20 protein-coding genes are annotated in these 20,166 nt (G+C 65.5%); 2 read left to right on the forward strand and 18 right to left on the reverse strand.

The features are described 5' to 3' along the window. Positions 1–65 precede the first annotated feature (65 nt). From dxs to C2I35_RS17395, 14 genes are all read right to left on the reverse strand, one after another. Complete coding sequence (dxs, locus tag C2I35_RS17335) at positions 66–1,994, reverse strand: 1-deoxy-D-xylulose-5-phosphate synthase (RefSeq protein ID WP_103764320.1); 1,929 nt, start codon at positions 1,992–1,994, stop codon at positions 66–68. 103 nt (positions 1,995–2,097) lie between these two features. After that, entirely contained in the window at positions 2,098–3,192 is a 1,095-nt protein-coding gene (gene pufC / locus C2I35_RS17340; RefSeq protein WP_103764321.1) for a photosynthetic reaction center cytochrome PufC, read from the reverse strand. A 3-nt stretch (positions 3,193–3,195) separates the two neighbouring features. After that, positions 3,196–4,182: a photosynthetic reaction center subunit M gene (pufM, locus tag C2I35_RS17345; protein ID WP_103764322.1), complete on the reverse strand. Its 987-nt coding sequence runs from the start codon at positions 4,180–4,182 to the stop codon at positions 3,196–3,198. Positions 4,183–4,185: 3 nt separating this feature from the next. Beyond that, entirely contained in the window at positions 4,186–5,025 is an 840-nt protein-coding gene (gene pufL / locus C2I35_RS17350) for a photosynthetic reaction center subunit L (RefSeq protein WP_103764323.1), read from the reverse strand. Positions 5,026–5,135: 110 nt separating this feature from the next. Beyond that, positions 5,136–5,303, reverse strand: coding sequence for a light-harvesting antenna LH1, alpha subunit (gene pufA / locus C2I35_RS17355; RefSeq protein WP_057794643.1), 168 nt, complete (start codon positions 5,301–5,303; stop codon positions 5,136–5,138). Between the two features lie 13 nt (positions 5,304–5,316). Then, positions 5,317–5,466: a light-harvesting antenna LH1, beta subunit gene (pufB, locus tag C2I35_RS17360; protein ID WP_057794645.1), complete on the reverse strand. Its 150-nt coding sequence runs from the start codon at positions 5,464–5,466 to the stop codon at positions 5,317–5,319. 133 nt (positions 5,467–5,599) lie between these two features. Then, on the reverse strand, positions 5,600–5,824 hold the full coding sequence (gene pufQ, locus C2I35_RS17365) for a cytochrome PufQ (protein WP_057794646.1): 225 nt from the start codon (positions 5,822–5,824) through the stop codon (positions 5,600–5,602). Continuing rightward, positions 5,817–7,313: a chlorophyllide a reductase subunit Z gene (gene bchZ / locus C2I35_RS17370; protein ID WP_103764324.1), complete on the reverse strand. Its 1,497-nt coding sequence runs from the start codon at positions 7,311–7,313 to the stop codon at positions 5,817–5,819. The genes pufQ and bchZ overlap by 8 nt, the downstream gene beginning before the upstream one ends. Positions 7,314–7,575: 262 nt before the next feature. Beyond that, entirely contained in the window at positions 7,576–9,138 is a 1,563-nt protein-coding gene (gene bchY, locus C2I35_RS17375; RefSeq protein WP_103764325.1) for a chlorophyllide a reductase subunit Y, read from the reverse strand. Further along, positions 9,135–9,269, reverse strand: coding sequence for a hypothetical protein (locus C2I35_RS22660; protein ID WP_274593557.1), 135 nt, complete (start codon positions 9,267–9,269; stop codon positions 9,135–9,137). Before C2I35_RS22660 ends, bchY begins: the two co-directional genes overlap by 4 nt. Continuing rightward, a complete protein-coding gene (locus C2I35_RS17380) occupies positions 9,256–10,260 on the reverse strand; it encodes a chlorophyllide a reductase iron protein subunit X (RefSeq protein ID WP_103764326.1) in 1,005 nt (334 codons plus the stop codon). Before C2I35_RS17380 ends, C2I35_RS22660 begins: the two co-directional genes overlap by 14 nt. Continuing rightward, on the reverse strand, positions 10,257–11,198 hold the full coding sequence (gene bchC, locus C2I35_RS17385) for a chlorophyll synthesis pathway protein BchC (RefSeq protein ID WP_103764327.1): 942 nt from the start codon (positions 11,196–11,198) through the stop codon (positions 10,257–10,259). The genes C2I35_RS17380 and bchC overlap by 4 nt, the downstream gene beginning before the upstream one ends. A 147-nt stretch (positions 11,199–11,345) precedes the next feature. Further along, positions 11,346–12,455 carry a methyltransferase gene (locus C2I35_RS17390; protein ID WP_245890531.1) on the reverse strand — a complete coding sequence of 370 codons (1,110 nt, stop codon included), beginning with the start codon at positions 12,453–12,455 and terminating at the stop codon, positions 11,346–11,348. 27 nt (positions 12,456–12,482) lie between these two features. Next, entirely contained in the window at positions 12,483–13,352 is an 870-nt protein-coding gene (locus C2I35_RS17395) for a polyprenyl synthetase family protein (protein WP_103764432.1), read from the reverse strand. 97 nt (positions 13,353–13,449) lie between these two features. On the opposite strand from C2I35_RS17395, the gene crtD reads away from it, so the two are divergent. After that, positions 13,450–14,997, forward strand: coding sequence for a 1-hydroxycarotenoid 3,4-desaturase CrtD (gene crtD, locus C2I35_RS17400; RefSeq protein WP_103764329.1), 1,548 nt, complete (start codon positions 13,450–13,452; stop codon positions 14,995–14,997). After that, positions 14,994–15,872 (forward strand): carotenoid 1,2-hydratase, encoded by an 879-nt coding sequence (gene crtC / locus C2I35_RS17405; protein WP_103764433.1) that lies wholly within the window; start codon positions 14,994–14,996, stop codon positions 15,870–15,872. The genes crtD and crtC overlap by 4 nt, the downstream gene beginning before the upstream one ends. 6 nt (positions 15,873–15,878) lie before the next feature. Here the strand turns inward: crtC and C2I35_RS17410 are convergent, their stop codons facing one another. From C2I35_RS17410 to C2I35_RS17425, 4 genes are all read right to left on the reverse strand, one after another. Beyond that, complete coding sequence (locus C2I35_RS17410; protein WP_103764330.1) at positions 15,879–16,910, reverse strand: sodium:calcium antiporter; 1,032 nt, start codon at positions 16,908–16,910, stop codon at positions 15,879–15,881. A gap of 64 nt (positions 16,911–16,974) precedes the next feature. Next, a complete protein-coding gene (tspO, locus tag C2I35_RS17415; protein ID WP_103764331.1) occupies positions 16,975–17,451 on the reverse strand; it encodes a tryptophan-rich sensory protein TspO in 477 nt (158 codons plus the stop codon). Beyond that, complete coding sequence (gene crtB, locus C2I35_RS17420; RefSeq protein ID WP_103764332.1) at positions 17,448–18,506, reverse strand: 15-cis-phytoene synthase; 1,059 nt, start codon at positions 18,504–18,506, stop codon at positions 17,448–17,450. The genes tspO and crtB overlap by 4 nt, the downstream gene beginning before the upstream one ends. After that, positions 18,503–20,056 carry a phytoene desaturase gene (locus tag C2I35_RS17425; protein WP_103764333.1) on the reverse strand — a complete coding sequence of 518 codons (1,554 nt, stop codon included), beginning with the start codon at positions 20,054–20,056 and terminating at the stop codon, positions 18,503–18,505. Before C2I35_RS17425 ends, crtB begins: the two co-directional genes overlap by 4 nt. Between the last annotated feature and the right edge of the window lie 110 nt (positions 20,057–20,166).

Genomic DNA, 20,166 nt, shown 5'->3' on the forward strand with positions numbered 1-20,166 from the left:
AATGGCAGCCGGTTTGTTCCGGCGATCATCGCCGGACCCTCGACCCAAAGACGTCCGAAAGCGCGTCAGCCTACGGCGTTCAGCGTGACAATCTCCGCCGCCCGGCCCACGGCCGCGCGCGCGGTCACGGCGATATCGGCCGCCGTCAGGCCCGCATTGGCATACATGTCCTCGGGGCTTGCCTGGTCGATATAGCGGTCCGGCAAATGCATCGTGCGCACCGCCAGTCCCCGGTCGAACGCGCCTTCGGCAGCCAGCGCCTGCAGCACCATCGCGCCGAATCCGGCCATCGCGCCCTCTTCCACCGTGATCAATGCCCGGTGATGCCGCGCCAACTGCCGGATCAGATCCATGTCCAGCGGCTTGGCAAAGCGCGCGTCGGCCAGCGTCACCGACAGGCCCTCGGCCTCCAACGCCTGCGCCGCCGCCCGGCATTCCGCCAGATGCGCGCCGTAAGACAGGATCGTCACGTCGTCGCCGTCTTGCAGGACGCGGCCCTTGCCAATTTCCAGAACGTCGCCCCGCTCCGGCAGGTCGACCCCCGTCCCCGCCCCCCGCGGATAACGAAAGGCGATCGGCCCCTCGTCATGCGCCGCCGCCGTGGCGACCATGTGGGTCAGCTCCGCCTCGTCGGCAGCGGCCATGCAGACCATCCCCGGCAAGGCACCGAGATACCCGACATCGAATGCACCTGCATGGGTCGGCCCGTCAGCCCCCACCAACCCAGCCCGGTCAATCGCAAACCGCACCGGCAGGCCTTGCAAGGCCACGTCATGCACCACCTGGTCATAGCCGCGTTGCAGGAAGGTCGAATAGATCGCGCAGAACGGCCGCAGCCCACTCGCTGCCATTCCGGCGGCAAAGGTCACGGCGTGCTGTTCGGCGATGCCGACGTCGAACACGCGGCTGGGAAATCGCTCGGCCATGATGTTCACGCCCGTGCCAGACGGCATCGCCGCTGTCACCGCCACGATATTCGGATCGCGCGCCGCCTCCTCGGTCAGCGCCTTGCCGAAGACCGAGGTATAGGACGGCGCGCCGCCCGATTTCTTGGCCTGCACGCCGGTCTCGGGGTCGAACTTCGACACCCCGTGCCCGCAATCCGCGCTGGTCTCGGCGGGCGCGTATCCCTTGCCCTTCACGGTGCAGACATGGATCAGCACCGGCCCCGTCGCCCGCGTCCGTGCCGCGCGCAGCACCGGCAGCAATTGCCCCATGTCATGACCGTTGATCGGGCCCACATATTCAAACCCCAGCTCCTCGAACAGCGTCCCGGACTGACTCACGCCCGTCACAAGCTGCCGCGCCCGCTTCGCACCTTCGCGCATCGGCGCGGGCAGCGCCGCCTCGAACCCCTCGGCGAGGCTCTTGACCCGCGCCAGCGGCTCATTCGCGTAGAGCCCGCTCAGGTAGGACGACATCGCCCCCACGGGCGGCGCGATGCTCATCTCGTTGTCATTCAGGATCACGAACATTCTCCGCCCCTCGGCACCCGCGTTGTTCATCGCCTCATAGGCCATGCCCGCACTGATCGACCCGTCGCCGATCACGGCAATCGCATCGCCCGTGGGCCGCCCCATGTCGCGCCCCACGGTGAACCCCAGCGCCGCACTGATCGAGGTCGAGCTGTGCGCCGCCCCGAACGGATCGAACTCGCTTTCCTTACGCTTGGTGAAACCGCTCAGACCATCCTTCTGCCGCAGGGTCCGGATGCGGTCCCGCCGCCCGGTCAGGATCTTGTGGGGATAGCATTGATGGCCCACATCCCAGACCAGCTTGTCCATTGGCGTGTTGAACACCGAATGGATCGCCACGGCCAGTTCCACGACGCCCAGCGACGACCCGAGATGCCCACCCGTTTCGGAAACCGCGGAAATCACTTCGGCACGAAGTTCGTCGGCCAGCGCCGCCAAATCCTCGTCGGGCATCTGCCGCAGGTCCTGTGGCCCCGCCACGCGGTCAAGTATTGGTGTGTTTGGTGTGGTCTGTTGCATCGCACCCCCCTCAAGATGAGATCCGGCGCGGCCCGCAACAGGGGCTGCAAGCAGCGCTGTGTTCAAAGGTTCGGGCGACATCGCGCCGCCCGACCCCTTTTCCTTATTCGCCGTAGTCAGGCTCGCCCGAGGACGTGGCCAATTCCGGCCAGTCCTTGATGACGTTCGTGCCCTGAAGCGGCTGCTGATAGCCCTTGTGGCACGTCCGGCACGCCGCCTTGGGCGCGTCACCGTTCGTCGGCCCCAGCCGGCTTTCGGGCAGCAGCCCCGCAATCGGGATCAGGTAGTCGTTGTTCAACTCCTGCACCATCTGGATGCCCAGCGTCTCGGTCGCCCATTGCGGCGTCACCTGCGCCCCGTCATAGAAGGCGCGGCTGTTGTGACAGAACACACAGTTCACCCCCAGCGAGTTCGAGATGTAGTTCATCAAGGCGTAGGTGCGTTCCGCGTGCTGGATGCCGGGGTAGCCATCGACACCCGGCACACCGGCCACGCGGCTGTCCAGATCGTGCACCTTGATGGATTCACCATCCACCAGGTAGGTCTGCAACGCGTCCGACGGCAGCGAGGTATAGCTCGACAACGGCGTCACCCGGTTCTGCACGGCCCCCCAGCCTTCGACCCGCTCGTTGACCGGGCTGATGTCGAACCAGATATCGCTCGGCACGGGCTGGCCGCGGTGGCAGGTATAACAGGTCACGCCGACTTCCTTGTTGGCGTTGACATGCCCGTCCCAGTTCTCGTTCAGGTTCTGGGTCATGCCGATCATGGTATAGCCCACCGAGGTCTGGTAGCTGTCCATGTCCTCGAAGAGGTTGGGAATACCCGTCCACTGCCGCATCGCGGCCAGAAGCCGGTCGTAGTTCTCGACCGTCAGGCCTTCCAGCCCCGGCGGCACGTTCTCACGCGCATCGCCGGCCAGCTCCTCTCCGCCTTGCGGCACCACAGGGTCCGAGCGCGTGGCCATGTAGCCAGCAATGCCCGGATCGGGTTCGCCGAGGTCGGACTTGAACTCGGGCACGGACATGCCAGTGCCACGCGGGCCGGTCTGAAGGCTGTCCACGGCGCTGGACTGATTGGCAGAAACCAACCAAGCCGCCACCAGGACCGCGCCCCCCACGACCCCGATGGCAATCGCGGGGCCATAGATGTTCGTGGGGTTGTCGGCGTTCCACTTGTTGAACCAGTTCGGTAGCATGGCTCAGTCCTCCTTGCCGATAAAGGCTTCGTAAGACCCGTAAGCCTCGTAGCCGTAAGAGCCATCATAAGCCGGTGCAAAGTTGTGCTCCTGCGCCCAGATGAACCAGTTGTCCACGACCGTACCGGTCAGCAGAATGCCGATCCCGCCGGTGATCGGCGTCAGAACCGCGAACCACCACGCCCAGCGGTGGATGCCCTCCATCGTGGCGTTGAAGCCCATGGTCCAGCGCCAGAACAGCGCCGCGCGTTCCGTGGCCGTGCCCCGGTCGACGATCTGCTCCAACTCGCGGTCGCCGCCATAGCGCGTGACGGCCAGGATGGTCGCGCCGTGCATGGCGAACAGCAGCGTCGAACCGTACAGGAATACGATGCTCAGGCAGTGGAACGGGTTGTAGTAGAGGTTGCCGTACCGGATCGAGAACGCCGTGGTCCAGTCAAGGTGCGGGAAGATGCCGTAAGGCACCGCCTCGCTCCACGATCCCATCAGGATCGGACGGAAGAGGTTCAGCACCAGCATCAGCCAGATCGCACTCGCAAAAGCCCAGAAGACGTGCTTGCCCATCTTGTGCTGCGCCGCCAGCAGGTAGCTGCGGATAAGCCATGTCATGACACTGACCAGCAGCAGGAAGCTGGCAATGATGAACCAGCCCCCGTCATTCAGCGGCGGGATCGACAGGCCATGCTCCGGCCCCGGCGGCTCCAGCGCCAGCCAGAAGCCCTGCCGCAGAAACTCCGGGATCGACCAGTTGACCTGCGCCAGCATGTTGAAGCCGACGATGTTCAGCGCCAGGATGAAGGTCACGAGGCTTACCAGCCCCGTCCAGCCCAGGTAGATCGGGCCGATCTGAGCGTTGCCGATCCAGCCCACCAGGTTGCTGAACCGCGGCTTGAACCCGCGCTCGTCCATCATGTGGTTGTCGTTGTCCATGCCCCATTCTGGGTTTCCCCGGACTTGGACCTGCGTGAATATGTTCTGATACTCGATCATCTCTTATACCCCCATCTGCGACGGCCAGACCGGCAGCTCGAGCCACCAGTTCCACCACTCGGGCCAGCCCTTGGTCCAGACCGGGCCGCTGATGATAATGCAGATCGCCGACCAGAAGCCCGCGTTCAGCGCCAGCAACAGGCCGACGCGGTGGATGCCCAGCGTGCCGACCGAGTAGCCGATGAAATCCCGGAAAAACGTGTCCTCGTGGTCCGGCGTCTTCATGACCTCGCCCTTCTCGGGGTTGGCCGCCGACAGGATCAGACCGCCATGCAGCGCCAGGGCCAGCGTGGTGGTGAAGAAGAACGTCACCGCCAGCATGTGCGCCGGGTTGTAATGGAAATGCAGGTACGCGTAGCCGGTGTTGCTGACCCAGTCGAGGTGACTGAATATACCGTACGGGAAGCCATGCCCCCACGCGCCCATCAGGACAGGGCGGAACACGACCAGCGTGACATAGGCGAAGATCGCAAAGCTAAAGGCGAAGGGGACGTGATACCCGATGCCCAGCTTGCGGCAGATCTCTACCTCGCGCAGCGCCCAGCAACTGAAGGCGCCGATCGCGCAGATCGTGATGATCTGCCATAGGCCGCCCTCCATCAGCGGGGCCGCGCCCAGGCCGTAGGACAGGTCGGGCGGCGCGATGTTGATCAGCCAGGGGTTCCACGTGCCCTGGTGGGCCGCCCCCCAGAAGATCAGGATGGTGCCAAGAAGCGCAAAGAACGCGCCCAGCACGCCGAAAAAGCCCACGTAGAACGGCCCGACCCAGAAGTCGAACAGGTCGCCTCCGATCAGTGTCCCCCCGCGGACCCGGTATTTTCTCTCAAAGCTGAGCAACGCCATTGTTTCTCTCCGCGTTTTCGGCCGGCCAGTCTTGCCCGGCCGTCACTCTTTGTTCGGTTTGTTGCGGGCGGGCGGACCCGCCCGCAACGAGGTTTGACGATTGTCTTGGATCACTCGGACGCTGCAGCGCGGGACGCTGCTGCATTCTCGAACCAGTTGACGCCGTTCGACAGAACCACCAGGTGGATCATGACGGCCAAAAGGAACAGGAATGCGCCTTGTGCTACGAACACGCGGCGCGGATCGAAAATGAGCCAGATCTTGTAGAACTTCGACATTTTCTTTCCTTCCTCAGAACCAAGGAGCCCAGATGTACGTCGCGATGTGCGCGATGACCGCAACCAGTGTGAACAGCGTAAGGCCGCTCATATACACCGAATGCAACTCCTGGGCTTGCTCGTCGGTAAGACCTGTAAAGGACAGGTCGGTGTTATCAGCCATGAACTTTCCTCCGGAACGTTATGCTGACGCCGCGAACCCCGCGGCCGGGTTCCCCAAGGGCCTTGCGGGCCCTTGAAGGTCTGCTCGCCCAGTCGGGCGGATACAGCTCGGGTTTCGGTCTGGGCACCATGCCTCAGACCGAGAAAATCAGCGGCGTGATCCGGTCCGCCTCGGACCAGGCGCGCGCCAGCGGACCGCGCACGTTCAGCGTGTGGCGCTCCGCGATATCGCGGACCCAGCGGAACGTCGTGAACGGCACCGCACAAAAGAAGATCAGCGTGAAGTACACCCAGAACTCCGCGGTTCTGCGGCGTCCCGTGGTGCTGCGTCTCGGCGGGTTGGACGTCATGTCAGTCATGGTTGTTGTCCTCCTCTTGGACATCTGCCGTGGCGGCTTGGGCCACGGGCGAAAGGGCTTTCACGGTTTCCAGCACGACCCGCTCGGCGCCCTCCCTCAGGGCGGCCTCCTCGGCGGCATCGCGCAGCGTCTTGGCAGCGGAAATTCTGGTCAGCACCGGATGGCTTTCCACGATCCGGTTCAGCTCGGCCTGCGCATCTGCGTCCCACGGGAAATCCCGGCGCAGCGGCGTCGGCGTGGCGGCCCCCGCATCCATTTCGGAGCCCAGCGGCAGGATGTGAAACAGCGCATCGAACAGGCCATTGCACACTTCCTGGATCAAATAGGTCGCCCCGGCATATCCCATGAAGGGCGTGCCCGTGGCCCGCCGGATCGCGGCACCCGGAAAACTCGCCGGGATAAAGGCAGGCTTCGGCCCGTGCCCTGCGCTCATCTCGGCCAGGTACATCTTTTCGTTGATCGACCCCATCAGGATCAGCGGGCGCTTGTTGTGCACCAGCGACCGCACTTCCTCGTTGTTGGTCTTGGTCCCCGCACAGCGCGCCACGGCAAACCCGCAGGGCAGCCCCATGTCGTTTTCCAGGAAGTTGCGGATGCCCCGCGCGTAGGTCTCGTTCGCAACGATCCCGAAACTGGCCGTGGCAAAGAAATCCTGCGTCACCGAGCGCCACAGGTCCCACACGGGCTTGATCGTCGAATGCCTCTCGCGCTCGATGAAGGACTCGGCGTCCAGCTCCAGCAATTCGCCCAGCTTGCGCAGGAATTTCGTCGTGCTGTCCACGCCGATCGGCGCTTGCAGGTACGGCTTGTCCAGCACTTCGCACAGCCCCCTGCCGAACTCGCGATACATGCAAATGTTCACATCGGCATTCACCAGATCCCTCATCTCGGCCAGGTGCGCGCCAAGCGGCATCACCATGTTGACCTCGGCCCCGATCCCCTCGACCAGCCGCCGGATCTCGGCCAGATCACTGGGCATGTTGAAGGTGCCATACATCGGCCCAAGGATATTGACTCGAGGCTTGGCATCCTCCGCGCGCTTCTTCTCGGGCGGCATCCGGCCCTTGGTCATCCCGAACTCGGTGAAGATCCAGGTCATCGCTCGGTCGGCGGCTTCCCACTGATCCTCGTCGATGGTCCGCGGCAGGAACCGCTGGATGCTGGTGCCCTGCGGCGTCACGCCCCCGCCGATCATCTCGGCAATGGATCCCGTGACCACGACCGCCGGCAACGCCGGGTCGAGCGTGCCCCAGGCCCGCTTCATCGCGCCTTCCGTACCTTCCCGGCCCAGCTCTTCTTCGCCCAGGCCTGTCACCACGATGGGCAACTCATGCGGCGGCAACGCGTCGGTGTAATGGAGCACGGACGTCACCGGCAGGTTCTCGCAGCCCACCGGGCCATCGATCACCACCTGCAAGCCCTTCACGGCACAGAAGGCATAGACCGCCCCCCAGTATCCTCCCGCGCGATCATGATCCTGGATCAACATGACCCGCCCTCCCGTAGTGCAGGGTTCCACCCAGCCATGGGCGCCAGAATGCTCCATGGTGTGGGCACGCACCCCATCGCCGTCCCGGACTTGATCCGGGACCTCTGCACCCGGAATGATCCACGGCGCGCGGCGGGATTTTCCTCGCCGTCCCGGACTTGATCCGGGACCTCTTCGCCAGAAATGCTCCACGGGGTGGGCACGCAATCGGCGTCGCCGCTCGCTTCCGCCCACCGAGGGGATTTTGTGAACAAAATGCCCCTCATATCATCTCCTGCGCTTTTTTGGCCCGCGCGGCTTTTTCCAGTTTCTTCTGGTTCGTCGCCCGGAAATCCTCGCGTACGTTGGGCTGGCCTTCCCAGACCCCGGCGGTATCGCCGCTGCCCACGCCCTCGAAAAACTCGCGCATCCGGTCCATCCGCCCCTTGTTGGCGATGGCCGCGTTGACCACCTCCGCCAGGCTTCCGGCCCCGGCCGGCCCCATCAGGGGCCGCGCGGAAATCAGGTTGGTGAAGTAAAGCCCCGGAACGCCCAACTCCTTGGCCTTCTGCACGACCGGCGTCGTGCCGATGGCCAGGTCCGGCTTGATGGCTTCCATCGCCGCGCAATCGTTTTCCAGCGACGCGCGGTACTGCACCTTGGTGCCTTTGCTTTCCAGCCAGGCGGCATCCTCCGCCGACCACGGGCTCTTGGCACAGGCCGTGCCCACGTAAGGCACATCCGCCCCGCTCTCGATCAGCAGGCGGGCCACCAACAATTCGCTTCCCTCATAGCCCGACAGGGTGATGGTTCCGTCGATCTTCTTGGCGCCCAAGGCCGCCTCGATCGCCGGCAGGAACGCATTCTGCGCCTGCGCCACCTTGTCGGCAGGCACGTCAAAGGCATCGCCAATCGCGCTGAGCCACGCCGCCGTCCCGTCCCGTCCGACAGGCGCGCTGCCCACGACGGGCCGCCCGGCGGCCTCGAATTCGCGCACGGCGGCGGTGTAAAACGGATGGATCGCCGCCACCGCGCCACAATCCAGCGCAGCATAAAGCTCCCGCCACTCCCGGCACGGCACGACCGGCCCCGCGGCCAGCCCCATGGGCGCCAGCATCTGACCGATCATCACCGGGTCGGCCGGGAACATCTCGCCCAGCAAGGTCACTGTCGGCCTGTCGGAGACGCCCCCGTCAGGGGCGGCGACAGGCCCGGCCTCGACCTCTTGCCGTGCGTAGTTCAGCATCGCCCCGGCCAAAACATCCTTGGCCTCCGCATGGGTCGGAATGCCGAAGCCCGGCACGTCGATGCCGACGATCCGCACGCCGTTGATTTCCTTCGGCAACAGCCGCAGCGGCACGCCGCTCGCCGTCGGCACGCAAAGGTTCGTTACCACGACTGCATCAAAACGGTCCGGATCAGCCAACTCGTGCACAGAGTCGCGGATGTCCTCGAAAAGCTTGCCGGTCACCAGCGTCTCGGAATTGAACGGCACATAGCCCACCGACCGCCGCGCGCCGTAGAAATGGCTCACGAAGGTCAGGCCGTACACACAACAGGCCGAGCCGCTCAGCACGGTGGCCACCCGTTTCATCCGCAGGCCCACGCGCAAGCTGCCGAAAGCGGGACACATGCTTTGCGGCTTGTCGTGTGGACCTTGCGGATAGTCGCTCGCATATTGATCCAGCAGATCGCTCTGCCCGGCCATGCGCGCGGCTTTCTCCATCTCGTTGCCGGAATGGCATCCAAGGCCCGGGTCGCCCGTCAGCTCCGGCGCGTCCTCACGCGCCTTCCCGCGGATGACCCCCGCCTTTCCGGCGTCGTCATATGTGACTTCATCCGTCATGCATGCCTTTCCGGACCGTCCGAAGACGCGATATCTTTCAACAACCGTCTGATCTGCTCCGGCCGCGCTTCGGCGATCATCCGGCAGGCCTCGATCAGGCGTTTCGTGGTGCTCTGTTCAGGCGTCGTCATAGACCACCTCCAGGCTTTCCTTCGGCGCGGCGTTCTTGCCCCGCATGTCCTCGTCCGTTGCAGGCTCCAGCGTGACGCTGCCGCCCGTCTCGGACTCGTCGAAGAGCCCCAGCAATCCGTCCTGGTCCAGCGGCGCAGGACGCACCGGCGGGGCCAGCGACACCGCTTCGGCCAGACCGGCAAACAGGCTGCCCCACTGGCTCTTTTCGGTGCCGACGATCTGGTAATTTGCCGATTTCTTGCGCAAATCGTCATCCTGCGGGATCGCGGCCAGCACGGGGATGTCCACCGCTTCGGCAAAGGCCTGCGCCTCGCCCGAATGGTCGTCCTTGTTGACCACCAGCCCCGCGACGCCGACGTTGCCGCCCAGCTTGCGGAAATACTCCACCGCCGAGCAGACGTTGTTGGCCACGTACAGCGATTGCAGGTCGTTCGACGCCACGAGGATCACCTTCTGCGCCATGTCGCGGGCAATCGGCAGGCCGAAGCCCCCGCAAACCACGTCGCCCAGGAAATCCAGCAGGACATAGTCGAAATCCCAGTCATGGAAGCCGAGCTTCTCCAGCAGTTCGAACCCGTGGATGATGCCCCGGCCACCACAGCCACGGCCCACTTCCGGGCCACCCAGCTCCATGGCGAAGACACCGCCGCGCTTGAAACACACGTCGCCGATCTTCACCTGCTCGCCGGCAAGGTTCTTCTTGGTTGAAGTCTCGATGATCGTCGGACACGCCTTGCCGCCGAACAGCAGGCTGGTCGTGTCCGATTTCGGGTCGCACCCGATCAGCAGCACCCGCTTGCCCTGTTCGGCCATCATGTGGCTCAGGTTGGCCAGGGTGAACGACTTGCCGATCCCCCCCTTGCCATAGATCGCGATGATCTGCGTTTTGCTGGTGGGCTCGCCCTGTGGCACTTCCAGGCTCGGCTCCGCGCCGGCCTCGTCCCGCAGGCGTTTGTCGAAATCCTTCAAATTGGGGATGTCGTCCTTCACGCGGCGTCCTTCCAGTTGAGTATCATTTTCAAACAGCCGGCCTCCTCGAAGGCCGTCCGATATGCGTCCTCGGCCTCAGTGGCCGGGGCGCTATGGGTGATCAGGCCACCCAGGCTCAGCGCGCCGCTGTCCAGCAGCGCACCCACGGCGGCGAGGTCCTCGCGCGCCCATTCCGCGGCGATGCGCAACCGCGCCTCGCGCATGAAGGCGGGCGGAAAGGCAAAGCTCAGGCCGCCGGGATAGAACCCCGCCAGCACGATCTCGCCGCCTTTCGTCAGCCGTCCGATCAAATCGTTCAGAATGCTCGCATTGCCCGAGGCATCGTAAATCGCACGGTAGTCGCGACGCTCATCCGCATCCGGTGCGACGACCTCGTAGCCGGCCGCGCCACCGCGCCGCGCCGGATCGGTTTCCCAAACCACGGGCGCCGGCGCTCCGGCGGCAATCGTCAGCCGCGCCAGAAGCCGACCCAGCACACCGTGCCCGACAATCAGCTCCGGCACGCGCTTGTCCAATCCGGCCATCGCGTGCCGCGCGGTCGCTGCCAAGGCCAGCAATGCGCCTTCCGCTCCCAGCGTCGAATCGATTCGCGTCACTCTGTCGGCAGGCGTCACCAGCCGGCTCGCCGCCCCTCCGAACAGGCCAAACGCACCGTCGAAGCAATCCGCCCCCGGCACGAACACCGTCTCGCCTGTCCTGAAACCACTTTCCGACCCGGCCTCGACCACTTCGCCCGCAGCCTCGTATCCCGGCACCAGCGGGTACCCCGAGCCTGGGAAAGGCGGCATCTCACCGGTCCAGAACAGTTTTTCCGTGCCGGTCGAGATCCCCGAATGGGCAATATCCACCACGATATCGGCAGGGCCTGGCTGCTTGAGCGGCAGCGTGTCCAGGTGCAGGTCTTTCGGACCATTCAGGAATACGGCACGCGTCTCCAACTGTCTGAACTCCCCCCGGTTATTGTGTGAGTCGCGCCAACGCAAGGCGCGATCCGGTTACATGTCAGTCTATGCGGACATCAATTTGTGTCAACTAAACTTTACACTTTACAGCGAATCGGCTGCCTGACACCGCCATGCGAGGGGTCAGCCGGGTTTGCTGCAGGCCAGCGCTGTGGTGATAAAGGGCCGGATCGGTTTCGGCATCGCGACATCCTCGAAGCCCGCCGCGCGGCACATCTCGGCAATCCGCGCCTGCGACCGCACGCGTCCGGTGCCCATCGCCATCGTGTAGAATGCGAAATAAACGTCACCCGCCCGCTCGGGCGTGTCGCCACCCGACATCGGCTCCGACACGATCAACCGTCCGCCAGGCGGCAAGGCCTCGAACGCCTTGCGCAACAGGTCGGACACAGTGTCGTCCGCATGATCGTACAGCACCCGGATCAGGCAGATCGTGTCCGCCACCTCCGGCAAGCCCACGTCCCTGAAGCTGCCGCCTCGCAGATCGATCCGACTCCGCAGCCCCAACTGCGCTACCCGGGCCTCGGCCTGCGGCATCACCTCGGGCAAATCGAACAGGACACCCCGCGCCGCCTTGTTCCGCCGCAGCACTTCGGACAGGAAGACCCCCGACCCGCCTCCGACGTCCATTACCGTCTGCGCTCCTTTCAAGGGCAACATCTTCAGCGTGTCACGGGCGACCAGCACCTGGCTCTCCGCCATCAAAGTCGAGTACCTGTCTGCCACTTCCGGCGCGACCTCGCCCTCGGCGCCGAACACGTAGGGCCAGAACCGCGCCAGGCGCGTTTCACTTTCGCCGCGCAACAGCGCCATGGGATCGGCCATGTCGGCATAGAATTCCGCATTGTGCCGGATCATGTTCTCCAACCCCGGCACACCCAGAATCGCAGCCCCCTTCCGGGCCAGTGCATAGGCTCCGCCGCGCCGCCGCTTCAGCAGCCCCAGCGCAGCACCTGCGCGCAACAACTGATCCATCCTGTCGGCCGGCACGTCATGGCGAAACCCCAGCGCGTCGGCGCTGCGCGGCCCGTCCAGCAGAGCACGCAGAATCCCGGCCTCCACCAGCGCACCCAGCACCTGGGAGGCCACGAACCCCTGCAAAAGATCGAAAATCTCCGCGCCATCGCGGCGCGCCAAACCCTTGCCGAACGGCAAGGCGCTGGCGAAATTCTGAAATCCCGGTTTGGCGACCTGTCGATTCAACCAGCCCGCAATGCCGGTGCGCCGCCGCATCTCAGGCTCCCGCACCGCCATGGCGCGTTACACCCGGTATCGGGCGGGCATCTTCGGCATGATCGCCTGCGCTTGCAACCGCACCATCTCGGCCAGCGCCGCCTCGCCCGGGCAGGACGGGATCGAGGCAATCGCCCCCGCCAGGATATCCTTCAGCCGCGCCACAGCGCCTTCGACACCATATTCCGCCACCGCATTGGGCCGCCCGTGCAGGTCGTCCTGCCCCACCGGCTTGCCCAGGGTCTTTTCGTCCAACACGGCATCGCGCAGATCGTCCGCCACCTGGAATGCCTCGCCGATCAACGCTCCGAGGTCACCCCAAGGCTCGGCATCATGCCCCGCCGAAATCGCGCCCATCTCCGTCGCCGCGATGAACAGCGCCGCGGTCTTTGACCGGTGATAGGCCGCAAGGTCCACCTCCCGCTCGCTTTCCCAGCCTTGCCCGGCGCAGATCCCCCCGGGCATGCCAGTCCGCGTTGCCAGCGCCCGTATCAGGCGCAGACCCCGGGCCGGGTCCTCTTCGGCGGCCCGCGCCAGAACATCGAACGCTAGGATAATCAGGCTGTCACCCGTCAGCACCGCCAGCGGCTGCGAATAAGCCTTATGCACAGACGGCTTGCCGCGCCGCAACTCGGCGTCGTCGAAACAGGGCAAATCATCATGTACCAGCGACGCACAATGGATCACCTCCAGTGCCGCTGCCGCCGCATCGCTCAACGCAGGCCGGTCGTCGCCGCAGGCCGTCGCCACGGACATCAGGATCGTCGGTCGAATGCGCGCCCCGCCCGGCAGGCAGGCATAGCCCAGCGCCTCGGATAGTTGCGCCGGCGCCTCCTGTCCCTGCGTCATATCCAGCGCGCGCAGAACGGCGGCATCGATTCGCTGCGAGAGGGGCATGTGGCGCTCCTTGATCAGGGCATATGTCACCATATGGAGACATGCATTGTGTAAGCTATACTGGACACTCCGCGGTTTCGAGTCAACAATCCCTGACATGACACAACCGAGCCACCCGGCCTCAGACGCGCCCCACGCCGCAATCATCGGCGCAGGGATTGGCGGGCTGGCCACTGCCGCGCGCCTCGTTGGCGCCGGGCTACGCGTCACAATTCTGGAACGCCACAGCCATCCAGGCGGCAAGATGCGCACCCTGCCCTCAGCCGTCGGTCCTGTGGATACCGGCCCCACCGTCCTGACCCTGCGCCCGGTGTTCGAGGCGCTCTTCGCCGCCCTTGGCACGCGCCTGACCGATCACGTCACCCTGCACCGCCAGCACCTGATCGCCCGCCATTTCTGGCCCGACGGCAGCACGCTCGACCTGTTTGACGACCCGGCGCGCAACATCGACGCCGTGACCGCCTTCGCCGGCGCACGCGCAGGGCGGCAGATGCGCAGCTTCTCCGACCGCGCCCGCGCCCTTTTCGAGGGGTTCGACGCGCCCGTCATGCAATCCCCCGAGCCAACGCTCGCGGCCCTCACCTCCCATGTCCTGCGTCACCCGCACCTCATCCGCCAGATGGCCCCGAACAAGACGCTTGCGCAGCTGCTGGACGCCAGTTTCGACGATCCGCGCCTGAGGCAGCTATTCGGCCGCTACGCCACCTATGTCGGCGGCTCGCCCTACCACGTGCCCGCCCTTCTGGCGCTGATCTGGCAGGCCGAGATATCCGGCGTCTGGGGGGTCGAAGGCGGCCTGAACCGGCTGGCCCGTGCACTGGCCGACGCGATCACCCAAGCCGGCGCCACGATCCATTACGACACCCATGTCGATCGCATCTTCACCGAAAAGGGCCGCGCGGTGGGCGTGACCCTGCAGGGCGGCCGCCACCTGCGAGCTGATGCCGTCGTGTTCAACGGCGACCCGAGAGCGCTGGCCACCGGCGCGCTCGGCCCCGGCCTTGACCGCGTGGCGCCACAAACCACCGAAATCCCCCGCAGCCTCTCGGCCGAGGTCTGGGCCTTCGCAGCCAAGCCATCGGGTCCTGACCTGGCCCATCACAACGTCTTCTTCCGCGCCGACCCCAAGCCCGAGTTCGACGCGCTGATGCGGGGCCGCGGCATCCCCGACCCCACGCTTTATGTCTGCGCCATGGATCGCGGCCTGCCCACCGCGCCGCCCACGCCTGAACGCTTCGAGATCATCGCCAACGCCCCACCCCTGCAGGACCCATCCGGCCCAGAGGAGTTCACCGCATGTCAGACACGCACCTTCCAGACGCTGGCCCGCTTCGGTCTCGACTTCGATCCGCTTCCGGGACCGGACGCGCTGACCACGCCCTCGGGCTTCGACCAGTTGTTTCCCGAGAGCAGAGGATCCCTCTACGGGCAAAGTCCGCATGGAACGATGGCGGCCTTCCAGCGCCCGACCGCCCGGACGCCGGTCAAGAGCCTCTACCTGGCGGGCGGCGGGGTGCATCCGGGGGCCGGGGTGCCGATGGCGGCCCTCTCCGGCAAGCATGCGGCCGAGGCGATACTGACGGACCCAATTTCAACCTCGCCGTCCCGCCCAACGGCTACGCATGGTGGTATGTCGACGGCCTGAAAGACGGCGGCGGCCGCGCCATCTCGATCATCGCCTTCATCGGCTCGGTCTTCTCGCCCTGGTACGCCTGGTCCGGGCGGCGCAACCCGGAAAACCATGTCTGCATCAACGTCGCCACCTATGGCGCCGGCGGGCGCTTCACCATGACCGACCGGGGCAGCAGCGCCCTGCGCCAGACAACGGACAGCTTCACCGTCGGCCCCTCTTCGCTGCACTGGAAGAACGGCCAACTCGTCATCGACATCAACGAGATCGGCGCTCCGCCGATGGTTTCCCGCGTCCGGGGCCGCGTCACCGTCACGCCCTCCGCGATGACACGCGTGGAGCTGCCTCTCACCCCCGATGGCGCCCATGTCTGGCGTCCCTTCGCGCCCACGGCACGGATCAGCGTCGATCTCGACGCGCCAGGCTGGCAATGGGACGGCCATGGCTATTTCGATGCCAATTTCGGCACGCGAGCCCTGGAGCAGGACTTCACCTACTGGACCTGGGGGCGGTTCCCGACCGGGACGGGCAGCACCTGCTTTTACGACGCCACCCGCCTCGACAGGTCGGAACTCGGGCTTGGCATCCGCTTCGACAATCAGGGCAACGCCCGGGTCGTGACGCCCCCTCCGAAAACCCGCATGAAACGCACCGCCTGGGGTCTTTACCGCGAAGGCCGGGCGGACCCGGGCCACACCCCGACGCAAGTGCAACCCATGCTCGACGCGCCTTTCTACGCCCGCGCCGCCGTGCGCAGCGTCATCGACGGCGAGGAGACCACAGGCGTGCACGAGACCCTCGATCTCAAACGCTTTCGCTCGCCGTTTCTGAAGCCCATGCTGGCAGTTCGGGTCCCCCGGCGCGCGGGCTGGACATTCGCGAAAGACTGAAGGCAGCTATCCGCTCCACGCCTGGAACCCCACGGCCCCGCCGTAGATCCCCAGCATCGTCAGGCTTTCCCAGCCCATATTGGCGGGTCCCGACTTCTCGCGCAGGATCAAGCCGATCAACAGCACGGAGGTCATCGCCAGCCCCACCACGACCCAGAACAGATCGCCTGTGCCGATGGCGTGATACAGCGAGCCGTCACGATAGCTGATATCCGACAGCGTCAGGAAAAGCACATCGAACGTGTTGCCCCCGATAATCCCACCCACGGCCAGCTGCAAAGCACCGCGTCGCACAGCGGCCAGCGTCGTGACCAACTCCGGCAACGACGTCACGACTGCCGTCATCAACGCACCCACCAACGCCGAGGACAGACCCAACTGTTCGGTCAACGCGCCCGCCGATCGCGCAATCGCATAGCCCGCCAGTCCCAGAAGCAGCATCAGCGCCAGGAAAGGCACCAACAACGAGGTCACGCTTTTCTGTGCATCTTCCTCATCTTCAGGCTGGTCGTCACGCGTCTCCTGCGTGTCCACGGCCCGCCACATCGGGCTTTGCCGAATGCCCACGCTGGCATAGGCCCCGAAAAGATAGATGCCCACCAGCACAACCGACGCCGGATGCACTGACCAAAACGCCATTTCGGGCATCACGTAGGCGGCCAACGGCACGGCCAGCATCAACATCAGCAACGTGCTCTGAAACAGGTTCGCCACATCCGCGGCGGCATGTTCCAGGTTCGCACGCCGATAGATCAGATCCGCGAACGCAAGAAACGCCGTTTGCGCCGCGATCCCCCCGATACCGTTGGAAAAGGCGAGGCTCGCGCGCCCATCCAGCGCCGACGTGATGGAAACCACCGTGCCCGACAGCGACGTGGCAGCACCCAGCAAGAGCCCCCCGGTCACGGCCTCGCCCAACCCGCTCCGGTCCGCGATCCGGTCCGCCATCCCGGTCATTTTCGTGCCTGCTATCAGGATCACGAGCGCCGCGCCTGCGAAAACAATCAGGTTGGCGGTCAGGGAAAGGTCAGAGAGCATAACGCTTCAACCGCACAGCCAATGGCCGGGTTCCATACATGTCCGGGATGACAGCCAAGGAATGTCAGCGCCGCGCCTCGGCCCGCACCACTTCTGGGTTGAGCCGCATGACCGAAAGGTTGAGAGCGCCCGCGACACTGACCCAAGCGAGGTAGGGCACGAACATCAGCCCGGCCAGCCAGTCCACCTGCCACAGCGCGATCATCCCACAGAACACAGCGATCCACAGGCCCACCAGCACCACCAGCCCCAGCCGGATGCGGCGCAGCCCGAAGAACACCGGCGTCCACAGCCCGTTCAGCGCGATCTGCAGCGCCCAGAGCGCCATGGCCACCGAATTGTCGGGGCTCACCGCCGCCCGCGCGCCCGCTCCCGCCATCAGCAGGTACAGCGTCGTCCACGCCACCGGGAACAGCCAGTTTGGCGGGGTCCATGTCGGCTTGTTGAGATCCTCGTACCACTTGCCCGGCGGGAACAGCGCCCCCGTCGCACCCGCCGCAAAGCAAGCCGCAAGAAAAATTGCAAAGCAAAGCCAGATCATGATCTCGATCTAGCGTGCCTCCCCGACACCGGCAAGGCCGGATCGTCCCGGTCCCGCGCCTTCAGCGTCGCCATGGTCGAACACAGCGCCTCACTCCAGTCGCGCCCCGGCGCCTTTCGCTCCGCTGCCGCCTCCACAAGGTAGGCCACCTCGGGCAAGGGCCGCGCGTGCAGCACGGCCGAGCGTGGCATCATCATCGTGCCGCCAGCCCGCAGGCTCGCCAGCATCAGCCACCCCAGCTTCTGCGCGCCCGTGGTCCGCGCCCGATGCGCGATGGAATCATGCCCCAGCCGCCGCAACTGCCGCCCGATCCCGGCATAGATGTACCGCGCCGCGAAAATCCCGGGCCGGGCGCTCACGGGCAGAGTCGCCACCCCCGCCTCGGACCGGGCGTAAAGCCCCTCGGCCTCGCGCAACAGCCGCGCGATGACCCGGTGCAGGGCCGGCGACATCTGCGGATTGGCCAGGAACGCCGCCTCGTCCAACCCCTCGTCCTCCATCCAGTCGCGCGGCAGATACAGGCGCCCCTCGCGGGCATCCTCGCCCACGTCGCGGGCAATATTGGTCAACTGCATCGCCACGCCCAGGTCACAGGCCCGTGCCAGCCCGTCGGCCTCGCGCATCTCCATCAACACGCACATCATCGCGCCCACCGCCGAGGCCACGCGCGCCGAATAGGCGCGCAGCCCCGACAGGCTGTCATACCGCCGGCCCTCCGCGTCCCACGCGAGGCCCTCCAAAAGCGCCTCGGGCAATTCGCGCGGCATGTCGAACCGCCCCACCATGGCAGCGAAGGCCCGGTCGGCGGGCGCATTCCGCGGCACCCCGCGATAGGCCAGGTCCAATCGCTCGTGCAGCCGCGTCACCGCCTCGGCCTTCTCGGAATGCAGGTCGACCGAGTCGTCCGCCAGCCGGCAGAACGCGTAGAGCGCCAGCGCCGGGTCGCGCACCCGCCGCGGCAACAATTTCGAGGCCGCATGGAACGACCGCGACCCATCCCGGATCGCCTCGCGGCAATGCGCCATGTCGGCGGCTTCCGTGCGCGTCAGTTTCATCTCACCCGCACCTCGTCGGCATCCGGAACCAGCTTGCCCAGCACCTCGGCGCTCGACACCACGCCCGGCAGCCCCGCACCGGGATGCGTCCCCGCCCCGACAAGGTAAAGCCCCGCAACCTCCTCGCTCACGTTATGCGGCCGAAAGTAAGCGCTCTGCAAAATCCGCGGTTCCAGCGAAAAGCCCGATCCATGCGGGCTCAGGTACCTGTCCCGGAACGTCTTGGGCGTGAACACCTCCGAGGCGGTCAGATGATCCCCCAGCCCCGGCAGCAACTGCTCTTCCAGCACCGCCTGAACCTTCCTCCGATAGGTCTCCGCCATCGCGCTCCAATCCACCGGGTCGTCGAATCCCAGATGCGGCACCGGGCTCAGCGCATAGAAGGTGTCATCCCCCTCCGGCGCGGCGCTCGGGTCGGTCACCGTGGGCCGATGCACGTAAAGGCTCATGTCCTCGGATAGCGTACCGTTGATGAAAATGTCCTTCACCAACCCCTTGTAGCGCGGCCCGTTCAGGATCGTATGGTGCCCCACATCGGCCCACTTGCCACGCGTGCCCTTCGTTCCGAAATACCAGACGAACAGCCCCATGGACCACCGCGAGCGCTTCAACTTGCGCCCGGTCCAGCGCCGCTTTTTCACATTGCGCATCAGCAGGTCATAGGTGTGCCCGGCATCGGCATTCGACACGGTCACGTCCGCTTCGACCACCTCGCCGCCGGTCAAGCGCACACCTGCCGCGCACCCGTCGTGCACCACGATCTCGTCCACCTCCGCGCCCTGCCGCACCAGACCGCCCTGGTCGGCCACGACACCCGCCATGGCGCGCGCAATCGAATCGACGCCGCCCATCGCGTAATGCACGCCGAATTCCTTTTCCAGGTGACTGACAAGGATATACATCGACGTCACGTTGAACGGATCGCCCCCGATGAACAGCGGGTGAAACGAAAAGGCCATACGCAACCGTTCATCCTTGAACCGCGTCGCCGCATGGGCATAGACCGACCGATCCGCCCGCAGCATCCCGAAGGTCGGCAAGACCTTCACCAAGTCCAGGAACCGGTGCATCGACCGCCGCCCCAGATCCTCGAACCCGAACGCGTAGCGCCGTTCGCTGTCTTTCAGAAACCGTTCGTAGCCTTGCGCATCGCCGGGGCTCAGCCGCGCCACCTCGGCGCGCATCGCGTCGGTATCCTGCCGCGCGGTAAACCTGCTCCCATCGGGCCAGCGGATCTCGTAAAACGGGTCGAGCGGGCGCAGATCCACGTCATCGCGAAACCGCCGTCCGCAGGCCGCCCACAGATCCTCGAACACCTGAGGCACCGTCATGATGGTCGGCCCAAGATCGAACCGATGCCCATCGCGCCACAGACTCGACCCGCGCCCGCCGGGGCTCTCCAGCCGGTCCAGCACCGTCACGCGATAGCCTTTCGCACCCAGCCGCATGGCCGAGGCCAATCCGCCCAGACCCGCGCCAATCACCACCGCATGGGGCCGCATGGCCTTCTCGGCCTGCTCACGAAGTGCGGGGTCCAGACGTGTCAACATGTACCCAGCCTACATGTGTCAAGTTACGTTGACAATCATCCAGTGAAGTTCTTTTATGGGCCGGAACGCGCTGGACAACCGGACGTCGCGATTGGCATGAATGGGACTGC

Origin of the sequence: Roseovarius confluentis (assembly GCF_002917925.1) — a bacterium.
GTDB classification, from domain to species: Bacteria; Pseudomonadota; Alphaproteobacteria; order Rhodobacterales; family Rhodobacteraceae; genus Roseovarius; species Roseovarius confluentis.